The 14,220-nt window shown below is 74.9% G+C and carries 14 protein-coding genes; 1 reads left to right on the top strand and 13 read right to left on the bottom strand.

The features are described 5' to 3' along the window. Positions 1–189: 189 nt before the first annotated feature. The 11 genes from ACH4B3_RS00540 to ACH4B3_RS00590 form a co-directional block, all read right to left on the bottom strand. Positions 190–396 carry a hypothetical protein gene (locus tag ACH4B3_RS00540; protein ID WP_398460507.1) on the bottom strand — a complete coding sequence of 69 codons (207 nt, stop codon included), beginning with the start codon at positions 394–396 and terminating at the stop codon, positions 190–192. 371 nt (positions 397–767) lie between these two features. After that, on the bottom strand, positions 768–1,049 hold the full coding sequence (locus ACH4B3_RS00545; protein WP_398460508.1) for an acylphosphatase: 282 nt from the start codon (positions 1,047–1,049) through the stop codon (positions 768–770). A gap of 955 nt (positions 1,050–2,004) precedes the next feature. Continuing rightward, entirely contained in the window at positions 2,005–2,898 is an 894-nt protein-coding gene (gene mutM, locus ACH4B3_RS00550; protein WP_398460509.1) for a bifunctional DNA-formamidopyrimidine glycosylase/DNA-(apurinic or apyrimidinic site) lyase, read from the bottom strand. Positions 2,899–3,110: 212 nt separating this feature from the next. After that, the gene (gene rnc, locus ACH4B3_RS00555; protein WP_398460510.1) at positions 3,111–3,938 is read right to left on the bottom strand and encodes a ribonuclease III; all 828 of its coding nucleotides are present in this window, start codon (positions 3,936–3,938) and stop codon (positions 3,111–3,113) included. Positions 3,939–3,957: 19 nt separating this feature from the next. Beyond that, a complete protein-coding gene (gene rpmF / locus ACH4B3_RS00560; RefSeq protein ID WP_197990530.1) occupies positions 3,958–4,131 on the bottom strand; it encodes a 50S ribosomal protein L32 in 174 nt (57 codons plus the stop codon). A 2-nt stretch (positions 4,132–4,133) separates the two neighbouring features. Next, on the bottom strand, positions 4,134–4,730 hold the full coding sequence (locus ACH4B3_RS00565; protein WP_398460511.1) for a YceD family protein: 597 nt from the start codon (positions 4,728–4,730) through the stop codon (positions 4,134–4,136). A 229-nt stretch (positions 4,731–4,959) separates the two neighbouring features. After that, positions 4,960–6,231 carry a cell division initiation protein gene (locus ACH4B3_RS00570; RefSeq protein ID WP_398461537.1) on the bottom strand — a complete coding sequence of 424 codons (1,272 nt, stop codon included), beginning with the start codon at positions 6,229–6,231 and terminating at the stop codon, positions 4,960–4,962. Positions 6,232–6,317: 86 nt separating this feature from the next. Continuing rightward, positions 6,318–6,839, bottom strand: a complete 522-nt coding sequence (coaD, locus tag ACH4B3_RS00575; protein ID WP_398460512.1) for a pantetheine-phosphate adenylyltransferase — start codon at positions 6,837–6,839, stop codon at positions 6,318–6,320. After that, positions 6,836–7,420: a 16S rRNA (guanine(966)-N(2))-methyltransferase RsmD gene (rsmD, locus tag ACH4B3_RS00580; protein WP_398460513.1), complete on the bottom strand. Its 585-nt coding sequence runs from the start codon at positions 7,418–7,420 to the stop codon at positions 6,836–6,838. The genes coaD and rsmD overlap by 4 nt, the downstream gene beginning before the upstream one ends. 141 nt (positions 7,421–7,561) lie before the next feature. Beyond that, a complete protein-coding gene (gene recG / locus ACH4B3_RS00585) occupies positions 7,562–9,763 on the bottom strand; it encodes an ATP-dependent DNA helicase RecG (protein ID WP_398460514.1) in 2,202 nt (733 codons plus the stop codon). 63 nt (positions 9,764–9,826) lie between these two features. Continuing rightward, on the bottom strand, positions 9,827–11,596 hold the full coding sequence (locus tag ACH4B3_RS00590) for a DAK2 domain-containing protein (RefSeq protein WP_398460515.1): 1,770 nt from the start codon (positions 11,594–11,596) through the stop codon (positions 9,827–9,829). Positions 11,597–11,890: 294 nt separating this feature from the next. Here ACH4B3_RS00590 and rpmB point away from each other — a divergent pair, with 294 nt between their 5' ends. Continuing rightward, entirely contained in the window at positions 11,891–12,076 is a 186-nt protein-coding gene (rpmB, locus tag ACH4B3_RS00595; RefSeq protein WP_009714771.1) for a 50S ribosomal protein L28, read from the top strand. 313 nt (positions 12,077–12,389) lie between these two features. Here rpmB and thiD read toward each other — a convergent pair whose 3' ends face one another. Further along, on the bottom strand, positions 12,390–13,226 hold the full coding sequence (gene thiD / locus ACH4B3_RS00600; RefSeq protein ID WP_398460516.1) for a bifunctional hydroxymethylpyrimidine kinase/phosphomethylpyrimidine kinase: 837 nt from the start codon (positions 13,224–13,226) through the stop codon (positions 12,390–12,392). A gap of 10 nt (positions 13,227–13,236) precedes the next feature. Then, positions 13,237–14,205, bottom strand: coding sequence for a thiamine-phosphate kinase (locus tag ACH4B3_RS00605; RefSeq protein WP_398460517.1), 969 nt, complete (start codon positions 14,203–14,205; stop codon positions 13,237–13,239). Positions 14,206–14,220 lie beyond the last annotated feature (15 nt).

Raw genomic sequence — 14,220 nt, forward strand, 5'->3', positions numbered from 1 at the left:
GCCGGAAGGCGAGGGGCACATCAGTCGGTAAGGAACGCCGGGGTGCCGTGAAAGCGGCGTCCGGACGAACGTGGGGGGAGCGCCAGGCACCCGGGAGCAGAGGGCGGAAACGACGAAGGGACGCCGGGGCGTCCCTTGCAGATTCTCAAGCGGCTGACGATGCAACCCGACCGGCCCGGAAGGCTTGGGTCAGGCGAGCGCAGGCTCCGCCTGGGGTACGTCGATGGTGTCGAGCAGTGAGTCGCTCCGGTGCGCGGCGGCGGACAGAGCGTCGTTCTCGGCCTGGATCCGGATGAGCTCGGATTCGAGGTCCTGGACACGCTGCTGAAGCCGTCGCATTTCGGCGAGGACTCGGGGGTCGGAGCCGCCGACGTATCCGAGAAGCGCCTTTGCCATGATGGATGGTCCTCCACACTGAGTGACCGACCGAATGCGGTGTGGGTCGTGAGGGATTCGCACCCGCGGTGTCTGCCATTCCTTGCCGTGCCCAATGGCGAACAATTGAGGTGCGCGGGGCTTCCAGCGTCTCACCAAATGGTTTGACGGTCAACACGATCACACCCCGCATCGTCCGTCGAGCCGGGGGCAGGCCGCGCCGTCTCGGCGCCGGCGCCCCACCTGAGGCCCCGGAGGGGTGGAGAGATCATCCTTGGCACGCAGCCTTCCACGGCACGGCGCGATTGGCAACCACCAGCCCGTTTCTGCCTGGCGCACATGCCCGCACGACCTCCGCCGGGCCCGTGCGCGGGCGGTCGCCGGCGCTCCGGTCAGCGGGTCTCGAAGGTGTCGTAACCCCCGCGCGGGGTGTCCCAGATCTCAGTGACTCCGTCGACGTGCCCGGGCGTGTCGCCGCTCCGGAGCCAGTCGAGCAGGCGCTCGCAGCCGGTCCGCGGGCCCTCCGCGACGACCTGCACCCGGCCGTCGGAGAGGTTCGAGGCGAAGCCGACCAGGTCTCCGATGGCGAGCGCGTTGGCCCGCGTGTACCAGCGGAAGCCCACGCCCTGCACCCGGCCGCGGACCCAGGCGGTGAGACGGACATCGTCGTTCATACCGGCACGCTAACCGGCCGTCCGGCCGGCGGGCACATCGGGGCCGACCGGGGAGTGCCGCCCCGGGCCCGGCGTACGGCCCCGGCCCAGCTGACTCACTCGGACGGGTGACGCCGGTTGCCGCCGGGCCCCGGGGAGTGCCACCGACGGGCCGCCGTCGACGCTCCGGCACCGTGCTCCGGCCCCGGCCCCGTGCTCCGGCGCCGGACCCGGACCCGGACGGAACTCCCGGACGGCACCCGACCGACTCCCGCTCCCCCGCCGCGAGCCCGTACGGCCGCAGGAAGGCCCGTCTGCGACGCGGAGGACCGCCCGCCGCCCCCGCAGCCGCCCGTGGCCGAGCCGTCCACGGGGTACCGGCGGGCGGCCGGGAGCCCGGCACCCGACCCTCGGCCCTCGGCCCTCGGCACCCGACCGGAGCCCACCCGCACCGCCACGGCCCGCCGCGGCCGGCCACCGATCCCGCCGCCTCAGCCGAACCCGCCGACACCGCCGCGCGAAAGGCGCCCGCCCCGCTCAGCCGGCACGCGGCCCGGGCCGCCCGCACACCGCCGACCGCCCGTCGGCCGCCGGCCGCAACCGGCGGCGCCGGCGCGGGACTTCGGCGAGGGCACGGCGGGGCGTGTCCCCTTCCGCCCTCCCCCTCCGACGCCCTGCCCCCTTCCGCCCTGCCCCTCCGGCGCCCTGCCCCTCCATACGGCCGTGCCCCGTCCGGACGGGCCGAGCGGGCCAAGCGGGGCCGAGCGGGCCGGCGCCGGTACCGGCAGGGCGGCGGGAGCCCGGCGCGAACACCGCGCGCGGGCAGGCGAACGCACGGACCGTCAGGCGCTCCCGGGCGGACGGCTCGGACGCCGGGCGGACGTCTCGTCCGCCGCTTCCGCACCCGGGCGGCGGGCGTCCCGCCCATGCCCCGGCCACCGGGGCGCCGGGCGCCCGTCCGGGGGCCCGGCGGGGCTCAGCGGGCGCGCGGCGGGCGCTGGCAGCGCGGGCAGAAGTAGCTGGAGCGGTTCATCCACGGACGGCGGCGGATCGGTGCGCCGCAGCGCCGGCAGGGCTCGTCCTCACGCCCGTAGGCGTCCAGCGAGCGGGAGAAGTACCCGGATTCGCCGTTCACGTTGACGTACAGGCTGTCGAAACTGGTGCCGCCGGCCGCCAGCGCGTCGTTCATGACGTCCCGGATGTGTCCGAGGAGTTCGGCGGTGCGGGGCCGGGTGAGGCCGGCCGTCGGCCGCTCGTAGTGCAGGCGCGCGCGCCACAGCGCCTCGTCGGCATAGATGTTGCCGACCCCGCTGATCAGCGACTGGTCGAGCAGGGCGCGCTTGACGGTGGTGCGGCGGCGGCGCAGCGCCTCGTGGAAGGCGGCGTCGTCGAAGGCCGGGTCGAGCGGGTCCCGGGCGATGTGCGCGATGACGTCCGGCAGACCGTCGGCCGCGCCGGGGGCCGTGCCGTGCAGGGACAGTCCGCCGAAGGTGCGCTGGTCGACGAAGCGGAGTTCGGTGCCGGCCGCCTCGCCGAGCGCCGCCGGACCCGCCGAGTCCGCGAACCGGACGCGGATCCGCAGGTGCTTCTCGTCCGGCACCTCGTGCGGCTGGACCAGCAGCTGGCCGCTCATGCCCAGATGGGCCAGTACCGACAGGTCGGCCCCCTCGACCGGGAGCCACAGGTACTTGCCGCGGCGCCGGGCCTCGCCGATGCGCCGGCCGGTGAGCCGGGCCGCGAAGTCGGCGGCACCCGCCGGGTGGCGGCGGATGGCACGGGGGTGGAGCACCTGGACCGAGGCGACCGTCCGGCCGCTGACCCAGCGGTGCAGACCACGACGGACGACCTCGACCTCGGGCAGCTCGGGCACGGGACCCCTCCGGGACTCGCCGGCAGCTGCCGGGCGGCCGGCTTCCGAGCCGGTGGCCCGGGCGCTCGCCGGACAGGCTGATGCGGGCGGTATCGGTGCGGCCCGGCCCGCGGGCAGGCCGGAGCGCCGGGCGGGGGCGCGCGCCCCACGGGCCCGGTACGCGGAGCGCCGCGCGGCACCGGCCGGTGCGGCCGGTGCCGCGCGGCATCCGTTCAGCGTGCGGCGCCCTCCGCCGCGCCGGCGGCGCCGGACGGCTTCGCGCCGTCCCCCGCGTCGCCGTCCGTGGCGGCACCGGCGGCGGCGGCCTGCGCGGCGTCGGCCGCCGCGCGGATCGCCCGCCAGGCGGCCTCCGCCGCCTGCTGCTCGGCTTCCTTCTTGCTGCGGCCGGTGCCGGTGCCGTACGCGACACCACCGACGCGGGCAGCAGCCGTGAAGGTCTTCTCGTGGTCCGGACCCGTCTCGGAGACCAGGTACTCGGGGACACCGAGCCCTTCGGTGGCGGTCAGCTCCTGGAGACTGGTCTTCCAGTCCAGGCCGGCACCGAGGTTGGAGGACTTCTCGATGAGCGGGTCGAACAGCCGGTGCACCAGCTCGGCGGCGGCGTCGAGGCCCTTGTCGAGATAGACCGCGCCGATCACCGCCTCGAGGGTGTCGGCCAGGATGGACGCCTTGTCCCGGCCACCGGTGCCCTCTTCACCCCGGCCGAGCCGGATGAAGGCACCGAGGTCGAGGCCGCGGCCCACCTCCGCCAGCGCACGCGAGTTGACCACCGCGGCCCGCAGCTTGGCCAGCTGGCCCTCGGGCAGATCGGGGTGGATGCGGTACAGCGTGTCGGTGACCACCAGGCCCAGCACCGAATCCCCGAGGAATTCGAGCCGCTCGTTGGTGGGCAGACCGCCGTTCTCGTACGCGAAGGAGCGATGGGTCAGCGCACGCACCAGAAGGGCGGACTCAAGCTGATACCCGAGCCGCCCTTCCAGGAGCGTGTGGGACGAGGCTGTGTCCGTCGGCGTCTTCTTCGACGAGTTGCCGTCTGACATGGAGCCTGTCACCCGCCGATCAGACCGCGAGGACCTGACGCTTGTTGTAGGTGCCGCAGCTCGGGCACGCGATGTGCTGCAGCTTCGGCTCGTGGCAGCGCTCGCACGCCACCAGGGTGGGGACCGCAGCCTTCCACTGCGACCGGCGGTGGCGCGTGTTGCTGCGCGACATCTTCCGCTTCGGAACAGCCACGGCTACTTCTCCTGCTTCTCGTCGACGCCCGCTTCGGCGCCGCCCATATCGTCCTTCTCGCCGTCCCTGATGGTGCCGGCGAGTCCCTGCAGTGCCGCCCAACGCATGTCGACGGCGTCGTGGTGGTGGTCCGGTTCGTCCGCCAGCCGCGCCCCGCACTCGGAGCACAGGCCGGGGCAGTCCTCCCGGCACACCGGCTGCAGCGGCAGTGCCAGCACCACCGCGTCACGCAGCACGGGTTCGAGGTCGAGCAAGTCTTCCTCGAGGAAGAGCCTGTCCTCCTCCTCGACGTCGTCGTCCGAGTCCGCCTCGCGGCCCCAGGCATCGGCGTCGGGGTAGGAGTACATCTCCTGGAAGTCCACTTCGAGCTCGCGCTCCAGTGGCTCCAGACACCTTACGCACTCCCCTGTCAGCGGCGCACGGGCGGTGCCTGTGACGAGCACCCCTTCCATGACCGACTCCAGGCGGAGGTCGAGCTCCACGGTCGCGTCCGCAGGCACGCCGATGACCTCGATACCGAGGTTCACGGGTGCCGCGATCGAACGGGACAGCCGCTTGAGCGCGCCGGGACGACGGCCCAGCTCGCGTGTGTCGAACACGAGCGGGGCACGGTGGTCGAGGCGGGCGTTCAGGGCTTCCTGCTTTCTACGCTGCGGGCGTGCCGCCCGTCGCCGATGCGCCGCGGGCAGCCTGGATCGCGGACGTAGCGCGACCGAACAGCCAGGATACTGGACGGGCCGCCGTACACCCAATCCGCACCGCTCGCCGACGGCTCCGGCGGACCCCGCCCGCGGCCCCGCCGGGGCCGGGCCGCGCCCGCGGGGGCGGTCAGCGCCCCTGCTCGTACTCCCGCAGCTGGTCCAGGTTGATCATGCTGGTGTCGAAGAAGCTGGTCTCGTCCAGCGCCCCGGAGCCCGGCTGGGCACCCTGCTGCGGCGGCGCCGCGGGGTGCGGCGGCAGCTGTCCGTGCCCGGCCGCCTGGGCGTGCGGGTCCACGGCGGCGGGGTAGCCGTCCGCCGGGTAGCCCTGATACGCCTGCTGGTCGCCCTGGGTCCCGTAGCCGTGCTGCTGCCAGCCGCCGTAGGCGTCCGGCTGGGCGTACCCGCCCTGGGCGGCGGCGTAGGGGTCGGCGGGCTGCGGCTGCTGGTACTGCTGGGGGTAGCCGTAGGCGTCCTGCCCCGGGTACTCGGCGGTGGCCGCGTAGTAGTCCGGCTGTGCCGGGACGTGGGACTGCGCCGGGACGTGGGGTTGGGCCGGGACGTGCGGCGGGGCGGCGGGGGCGGGCGGGGCCGCGGGGACCGCCGGGGAGTCGCCCGGCAGCGCGCCGGCGCCGGGCCCGGCCACCGCGGCGGGCTCGGCGGGACGCTGCGTCCGGGCCAGGTCGGCGAGGAAGTCCGCGTCGCTCGCCCCGTGCCCGAACCCGGCCTGCTGGGCGTCCTGGGCGGCCATGTGCGCGCCGAGCTCGTCGACCGGACGCGCGCCCAGCAGCGTCTGGCGGCCCCGGCCGACCGCCTCCAGGGTCTTGGCCAGCACCGCCGAGACGGCGCCCAGCTTGGCGTCCACGTACTCGTCGGCGCGCCGCCGCAGGGTCGCCGGGTCGGCACTGCGCTCCGGGCCCTCGCCGGCCGCGCCGTCCTCGCCGGGGGCGGCAGCGGGGGCCAGGCCCAGCAGCTTCTCGCGGCCCCGGCCCACCGAGCCGATGGTCTTGGTGAGGACGACCTCGAAGTTGGCGAGCTTGCTGTCCACGTAGTCGTCGGCCTCGGCCCGGATCTCCTCGGCCTCGCGGCGGGCGTCGGCGAGGATCCGGTCGGCCTCCTCCTGGGACTGCCGGGCGATCTCGGTACCGGCGATCAGCGCGCCGCGCTCGGCGTGGGCGGACTCGATGATCCGGTCGGCCTCGCGGCGGGCCTCCTGGACCACCTGCTCACGGTCGCCGAGCACCTCCTGCGCCTGGGCGAGGGAGCCCGGGAGCGCGGCGCGCACCTCTTCGAGCAGGGCGAGCAGCTCGGCGCGGTTGACCACGCAGGAGGCCGACATGGGCATGGACCGGGCGCTGCCGACGGTGCCGACGATCTCGTCGAGCTTCTTCGATACGTCCACCTGGGTGCTCGCCACTCTCTTTGACGGATGGGAACGAACGGGACGACTGTACGGCCAGTGGCGCCCCGCCCGACACCCGCTGACGGTCAGTCAGCCCGGCCGCGCTGGGCCAGTCGTTCGTCCAGTGCCGTGAGCACCTGCGGCGGTACCAGATGGGCGACGTCGCCGCCCCAGGCCGCCACCTCCTTGACCAGGCTGGAGGAGAGGAAGCTGTAGGTCGGGTTGGTGGGGACGAAGAGCGTCTCCACCCCGGAGAGCCCGTTGTTCATCTGGGCCATCTGGAGTTCGTAGTCGAAGTCGCTGACGGCGCGCAGCCCCTTGACGATGGCGGGGATGTCGCGCTGCTTGCAGAAGTCGACGAGCAGACCGTGGAAGGACTCCACCTGGACGTTGCCGTACTCGGCGGTCACCTCGCGGAGCAGGTCGATGCGCTCCTCCACGGTGAACAGGCCCTGCTTCGACTTGTTGATCATCACGGCGACGTGGACCACGTCATAGAGCCTGGAGGCTCGGGCGATGATGTCGAGGTGTCCATTGGTCACGGGGTCGAAGGACCCCGGACAGACTGCGCGGCGCAACAGTGTTTCCTCGCTCTCCGGTCCGGTCATGACGCGTTCTCGCACGTCGAGGCGGCGCGACCGTACCAAAGGGTGCCCTCGCCGTAACGACGGGCCCGCAGCCCGTCGAATCCGGCCGGCCACCGGAACTCGCCGCCCCTGGTGCTCCGCTCCACGGTGACCACCGCGTCGGGCGCGAGCCAGCCGTTACGGCCGAGTGTGAGCAGGATCTCCCGGAGATCGTCGTCGCCCACGACGTACGGCGGGTCCAGGAAGACCAGGTCATAGGGGGCCCCGGGGGCCGGATGGGCGATGATCTGCTCGGCCCTGGCCGTCCGCAGTTCGGCGCCGGGCAGCCCGAGGGTGGTGATGTTCCGGCCGATGACCCGGGCGGCGCGGGCGTCGGACTCCACCAGCAGCACATGGGCGGCGCCCCGGGAGAGCGCCTCCAGGCCGACCGCGCCGGAGCCGCCGTACAGGTCCAGGACCCGGGTGCCGTCCAGCGAGCCGAGCAGGGACTGCCAGGTGGAGAAGAGGCCCTCCCGCGCCCGGTCGGAGGTCGGGCGGGTGCCGGTGCCCGGCGGCACGGCCAGGCGGCGGCCGCCGGCGGCTCCGGCGATCACGCGGGTCATGGGCGGGGCGTCCTTACACGGGAGGGGCGGGCGAACGGGCGGGCCCGCTGGGGACCGTCCGTCCCCCACGATATGGCGTCGGCCGCCGGGCCGGCGGCGCGGTGCCCGGGGCACGGCCGCCCGGCCCGCCGGACACCGCGGTCAGCCCTTGTCGAGGTAGCGCTCGCGCTCGGCGTCCAGCAGCGCGTCCAGCGCGGTGCGCAGCTCGGGCAGCTCGGCCAGCTCCGGGTCGGCGAGGACGGTGGCCACCGCCTCCTCGCGGGCCGCCGCGATCACCTCCTCGTCCTCGATCACGGTGAGCATCCGCAGCGAGGAGCGGACCCCGGACTGGGCCTGGCCGAGGACGTCGCCCTCGCGCCGCTGCTCCAGGTCGATCCGGGACAGTTCGAAGCCGTCCAGGGTGGCGGCCACCGCGTCCAACCGGGCCCGCGCCGGGGCGGCCTGGGGCATGTCGGTGACCAGCAGGCACAGTCCGGGGGCGGACCCGCGCCCGACCCGGCCGCGGAGCTGGTGCAGCTGGGAGACGCCGAACCGGTCCGCGTCCATGATCACCATGGCGGTGGCGTTGGGGACGTTGACGCCCACCTCGATGACGGTGGTGGCGACCAGCACGTCCACCTCGCCGGCCGCGAAGCGCCGCATCACCTCGTCCTTCGCCTCCGGGGCCAGCCGCCCGTGCAGGATGTCCACCCGCAGGCCGCGCAGCGGTCCGGCGGTGAGCTGCCCGGCGACTTCGACCACGGCCAGCGGCGGCCGCTTCTCGGCGATGTCCTCGGCGCTGCGCTTCGCGGGCCGGTCGTCCTCCTCGTCGCCGATGCGGGGGCACACGACGTACGCCTGGTGTCCGGCCTCGGTCTCCTCCCGCACCCGGTCCCAGGCGCGGGCGAGGAAGTGCGGCTTGTCCTGGGCGGGCACCACATGGCTGGCGATCGGGGAGCGGCCGGCCGGGAGCTGGTCGAGCACCGAGGTCTCCAGGTCGCCGAAGACGGTCATGGCCACCGTCCGCGGGATCGGGGTCGCGGTCATCACCAGCAGGTGCGGGGGCTGCTTGCCCTTGTTGCGCAGGGCGTCGCGCTGCTCGACGCCGAAGCGGTGCTGCTCGTCCACCACCACCAGCCCCAGGTCGTGGAACTGCACCTTGTCCTCGATCAGGGCGTGGGTGCCGATGACGATGCCGGCCTCGCCGGTGACCAGGTCGAGCAGGGCCTGGCGGCGTGCGGCGGTGCCCATCGAGCCGGTGAGCAGCACCACCTTGGTGCCCTGCTCGGCCCCGCCGAGCAGCCCGCCCTCGGCGAGGTCCCCCAGCATCTCCACGATGGAGCGGTGGTGCTGCTGGGCGAGCACCTCGGTGGGCGCCAGCATCGCGGCCTGTCCGCCGGCGTCCACCACGGCGAGCATCGCCCGCAGGGCCACCATCGTCTTGCCGGAGCCGACCTCGCCCTGCAGGAGCCGGTGCATCGGGTGGTCGGCGGCGAGGTCGTCGAAGATCTCCTTGCCGACCTTGCGCTGGCCCTCGGTGAGTTCGAAGGGGAGCCTGGCGTCGAAGGCGTCCAGCAGGCCGCCGGCGCGGGGCACCCGGGGCACCGCGGGCAGCTGTGCGTCGGCGTGCCGGCGGCGGGCCAGGGCGACCTGGAGCACGAACGCCTCGTCCCACTTGAGCCGCTCCCGGGCGATGGCGATGTCCGCCTTGGTCCGCGGCCGGTGGACCCTGAGCAGGGCGTCCGGGAGCGGGGCCAGGCCGCGGCCCTCCCGCAGGGCGGTGGGCAGCGGGTCCACCAGGCCCTCCCAGCCGGTGGCGGCCATGCTGTCCAGCACGGTGCCCACCGCCTTCTCGATCTTCCAGGACTGCAGTTGGGCGCAGGCCGGGTAGAGCGGGCGCTGGTGGTGGGCGAAGGCCTCGACGGCGTCCGCCCCGTCGTCCTTGCCGAGCATCTCGTAGGCGGGGTGGGCGAGCTGGCGGACGTTGCGGAAGACGCCGACCTTGCCGGCGAACATGCCGCGCCGGCCGGGCAGCAGCTCCTTCTGGTGGGCGTAGATCGACCGGCCGAAGAACACCAGCTGGAGCCGGCCGCTGCCGTCGGTGAGAGTGACCTCCAGACGCTGCCCCTTGCCGCTGTTGAACTTCAGCACGCGGGCGTCGGCGACCTGGGCGACGACGGTGACGTGCTCGTCGAGCGGCAGGTCGGCCAGCCGGGTCAGCTCGCCCCGCTCGGCGTACCGGCGCGGGTAGTGGTGCAGCAGGTCGCCGACCGTGTGCAGGTCGAGGTGCTCGGCCATCACCTTCGCGGTGTTGCCGCCGAGGATCTTCTTCAGGGGTTCGTCGAGGGCGGGCACGCTGTCCATTGCACACCACCCGTGTGACATCGGGCGACGGACACCCGGTGGCGGGCGCCGCGCGCCCGCCCGCTACTCCACTCCGATGATCATCGGTACGCCGTGCTGGCCGCCGCGGTAGACCACGGTGTCGACGGCGAGGTACGTCCGCCGCACGTGGTCCTCCAGCTCCTCGGCCACGGTGCCGGGCACGTCCGCCCCGAGGACCAGGGTGACCATCTCCCCGCCGGCCGCGAGCATCCGGTCCAGTACCGCCCGGGCCGCGGCGGTGATGCCGGGCCGGATCACCGCGACGTCGCCGTCGATCAGGCCGAGCACGTCCCCGGCCTGGCAGACCCCGGCCGTCGTCCACGACTCGTGCTCGGCGACGGCCAGTTCGGCGTGGCGGGTGGCGCCCGCGGCGGCGGTCATGGCGACCACGTCCTCGTCGAACCGGCGGCCGGGTTCGTGGACGGCGAGGGCCGCGATGCCCTGCACCGCGGACCGGGTCGGGACCAGGGCCACCCGTACCCCTTCGGCGCGTGCCTGCTCGGCGGCGGCCGCGGCGGTGTGCCGCAGCGCCGCGTCGTTGGGCAGCAGGACCACCTCGCGGGCGTGCGCCCGGCGCACCGCCTGGACGAGTTCCCCGCTGGCGGGCGGCTCGCCGGGGCGGGTGGTGACCACGGTGGCACCGGCCTCGGCGCACAGCGCGGCCAGGCCGTCGCCGGGCACCACGGCGACGACGGCGCGGGCGGCCCGCTCGCCGGGGACGCCGTTGCCCTCGGCCGGCCGGCCGGCGGCGCCGTGGGCGGGGTCCGCCGCGGTGCCGAAGTGGGTGATCCGGATCCGGTAGGGGCGCCCGGCCTGGACGCCGGCCTCCACGGCGGCGCCCGCGTCGTCCACGTGGACGTGGACGTTCCACAGGCCGTCGCCGCCGACCACCACCAGGCTGTCGCCGAGGGCGTCGAGCCGGGCGCGGAGCCGGTCGACGGCCTCCTCGCCGGCCTCCAGCAGATAGATCACCTCGAACGCGGGGCCGGTGCCGGGCGCGGCGGCCGCGGCCTCGTCCGGCCGCCGTGCGGCGTCCTCCCCGGGGCCGACCGGGCCGCAGACGGGGCCGACGGGGTCGCAGGCGGGGCCGACCCGGCCGTGCCCGGGGGCGGGCGGCCGGGGCGGCGCCTCCCCGGAGAGGGCCTGCGCCAGGGCTCCGAGTATCGCCACCAGCCCGTAGCCGCCGGCGTCGACCACACCGGCGCGGCGGAGGGTGTCGAGCTGCCCCGGGGTGGCCGCCAGGGCGGTGCGCGCGCCTTCCCAGGCCGCGCGGGCCACGGCCGCCGGGTCGCCGTCGCCGCGTTCCGCGGCGTCGGCCGCGGCGGCGGCGACGGTGAGCACGGTGCCCTCCACCGGGTGGGCGACCGCCGTGTAGGCGGACCGGGCGGCGTTGCGCAGACCGCGCCGGAGGGCGTCGCCGCCGGCCCTTCCGGTCGCGGGCTCCGGGGCGGTTCCGGTCGCGAGTACGTCGGCCATGCCGCGCAGCAGCTGGGCGAGGATGGTGCCGGAGTTGCCGCGGGCGCCGATGAGCGCACCGTGCGCCATGGCCCGTACCGCGTCCCCGAGGGTGGGGCGGGAGGCGGCGCCGGAGGCGGTGTGGCCGTTGAAGACGGCGTCGACGGCGTGCGCGGCGGACTCCGCGGTCAGGTAGAGGTTGGTGCCGGTGTCCCCGTCGGCGACCGGGTAGACGTTGATGGCGTCGATGTCCTCGCGGGCCCGGCCGAGCGCGTCCAGCGCCAGCGAGCACCAGGTGCGCACCGCATCGGCGTCCAGGGGGTCCCCCCGGACGGAGTCTGGGGGAGTGTGCGGCACCTTGCGTCCTCCTGGCTGGCAGCGGAACAGCGCGCGTGAGCGCGGTGAATGACCTGGGCGGCCCACCGCAGGGTAGTCGGGCCGCGCGGCGCCGTCAGTCCGCCGGCCGGGGCGGTGGCCGCCCGGCGGGCCACCGGCCGCTCATGGTAGTTTCGAGGTACGGAAGCGGCCGTAGTATGCTGCTCCGGTTGCCCGATGCGAATCGGGCTTCTTTTCCCTGGTACTGCCGGTCGTCCACGACCTTGGCACGCCGGGCTTTCACCGTACGTGTATCTGAAGTCTTTGGAGTGACCCGTGGCTGCCAACTGCGACGTCTGCGGCAAGGGGCCGGGCTTCGGCAACAACATTTCGCACTCGCACCGCCGCACTCGCCGTCGTTGGAACCCCAACATCCAGACGGTGCGTGCTGTGGTCGGGCGGACGCCGAAGCGGCTCAACGTCTGCACCTCGTGCATCAAGGCCGGCAAGGTCTCGCGCTAGCGGACGGTACTCCCCGCATGCAGCGGGGAGCCGGTCTCGCGTGTACGACTTCGACTCCGTCGTAGCGCAGCCCTCCGGTCGTCAAGGCCGGTCCACCTCGGTGGACCGGCTTTTTCGCGTTCCGCCGTCCACCGCCGGCGGCCCGGTGGCGTGACCGGCCGGGCCGGGCAGGACCGGTGGGGAACCCGGACCGGGCGGAACCGGGCCAGGCGGAACCGGACCGGGCGGAACCGGGCCAGGCGGAACCGGACCGGGCGGAACCGGGCCGGTCCCGGCCGCCCGGGCCGTCACCGCCGGCGGCCCGGGGCCCGGGTCAGTCGCGCAGCCGCCAGCCGTGGTCGACCGGGCCGATGCCCGAGCCGAGCGGGAAACCGGCCGCGATGGCGCCGGTGACGTACCGCTTGGCGGCGCGGACCGCGTCCGGCACCGGCAGCCCGCCCGCCAGCCCGGCGGCGATGGCGCTGGCGAGGGTGCAGCCGGTGCCGTGGGTGTGCCGGTTGTCGTGGCGCGGGGCGCGCAGCCAGTGCTCCTCGGTGCCGTCGGTCAGCAGGTCCACCGCCTCGCCGTCCAGGTGACCGCCCTTGATCAGGGCCCAGCGGGGCCCGTGGCCGAGGATCGCGTCGGCGGCCCGCCGCAGGTCGGCCTCGCCGGTCACCCGTACGCCGGTCAGCTGGCGCACCTCGTCGAGGTTGGGGGTGGCCACGGTGGCGGTCGGCAGCAGCTTGCCGCGGACCGCGCCGAGCGCCTCGGCCGCCAGCAGCGGGTCGCCGTGCTTGGAGACGCCCACCGGGTCGACGACCACCGGCACGGTCAGCTCGGCGAGCAGCCCGGCGACGGTCTCCACGAGTTCGGCGGAGGCCAGCATGCCGGTCTTCACCGCCTGCACGCCGATGTCGTCGACGACGCTGCGGAACTGCGCGCGCACCGCCTCCGCGGGCAGTTCCCAGGCGCCCTGGACGCCCCGGGAGTTCTGCGCCGTGACGGCGGTGAGCACGCTCATGCCGTGTACGCCCAGCGCCAGCATCGTCTTGAGGTCGGCCTGGATGCCGGCACCGCCGCCGGAGTCGGAGCCGGCGACGGTGAGGACGCACGGCGGGTGCGGCGGGACGCCCGGGGGCGGCGGTGCTTCGGACGCGGGTATGTGCGGCATGCCGCCGAATCTACTCGGCGCCCGCCTCGTCGCCGAAGTGGTCCCAGCCGCCGTGCGCCCAGGGCGCCCCGTCCACCGTCACGTACGGCAGGGCGGAGGGGTTGAGCACCTCGCCGATCACCTTCCAGCGGGCCGGCAGTTTCACGTCCGGCGGGAAGGTGGCGACGATGGCGTGGTCCTCTCCCCCGTTGAGCACCCACTGGAGCGGGTCCACGCCCACCGCCTGCGCGATGTCGGACATCTGGGTGGGGATGTCGACGTCGCCGGACCGCAGGTCGATGCGGACCTTGCTGGCCTCGGCGATGTGGCCCAGGTCGGCGACGAGGCCGTCGCTGACGTCGGTCATCGCGGTGGCGCCGAGCCCGGCGGCGGCCGGACCCGCGTGGTACGGCGGCTCCGGGCGGCGGTGCGCCTCGACGAAGGCCCGGGGGGAGCGGAAGCCGCGGGAGAGCACCGCGTGACCGGCCGCCGACCAGCCCAGCCAGCCGGTGACCGCGACCACGTCGCCCGGCTGGGCACCGGATCGGGTGACCGGGTCCTGGTTGCGGAGGTCACCCAGGGCGGTGATCGCCACGGTGATGGTGTCGCCGCGGACCACGTCGCCGCCGACGACCGCGGCGCCGGCCACCTGGCACTCGTCGCGCAATCCGTCCATCAGCTCGTTCGGCCAGGTGGCGGGGAGGTCCGCGGGCACCACCAGGCCCAGCAGCAGCGCGGTGGGCACCGCCCCCATGGCCGCGATGTCGGCGAGGTTCTGGGCCGCCGCCTTCCGGCCGACGTCGTAGGCGGTGGACCAGTCGCGGCGGAAGTGCCGGCCCTCCAGCAGCACATCGGTGCTGGCCACGACCCTGCGGTCGGGTGCGGCGACCACCGCGGCGTCGTCCCCGGGCCCCAGCCGTACCGCCCGGGTGCTGGTGAGCCGTGAGGTGAGCTCTCTGATGAGCCCGAACTCCCCCAGCTCGCCCACGGTGCCTTTCACTGCGCTTCTCCTCAC

This window comes from Streptomyces sp. NPDC018031 (genome assembly GCF_044327625.1).
In the GTDB taxonomy this organism is placed as follows: Bacteria; Actinomycetota; Actinomycetes; order Streptomycetales; family Streptomycetaceae; genus Streptomyces.

Bases quoted from the DNA above. Each gene is read 5' to 3' on its own strand.
- ACH4B3_RS00540 (WP_398460507.1), bottom strand. From the start codon at position 396: ATGGCAAAGGCGCTTCTCGGATACGTCGGCGGCTCCGACCCCCGAGTC.
- ACH4B3_RS00545 (WP_398460508.1), bottom strand. From the start codon at position 1,049: ATGAACGACGATGTCCGTCTCACCGCCTGGGTCCGCGGCCGGGTGCAG.
- rnc (WP_398460510.1), bottom strand. From the start codon at position 3,938: ATGTCAGACGGCAACTCGTCGAAGAAGACGCCGACGGACACAGCCTCG.
- coaD (WP_398460512.1), bottom strand. From the start codon at position 6,839: ATGACCGGACCGGAGAGCGAGGAAACACTGTTGCGCCGCGCAGTCTGT.
- rsmD (WP_398460513.1), bottom strand. From the start codon at position 7,420: ATGACCCGCGTGATCGCCGGAGCCGCCGGCGGCCGCCGCCTGGCCGTG.
- recG (WP_398460514.1), bottom strand. From the start codon at position 9,763: ATGGACAGCGTGCCCGCCCTCGACGAACCCCTGAAGAAGATCCTCGGC.
- thiD (WP_398460516.1), bottom strand. From the start codon at position 13,226: ATGCCGCACATACCCGCGTCCGAAGCACCGCCGCCCCCGGGCGTCCCG.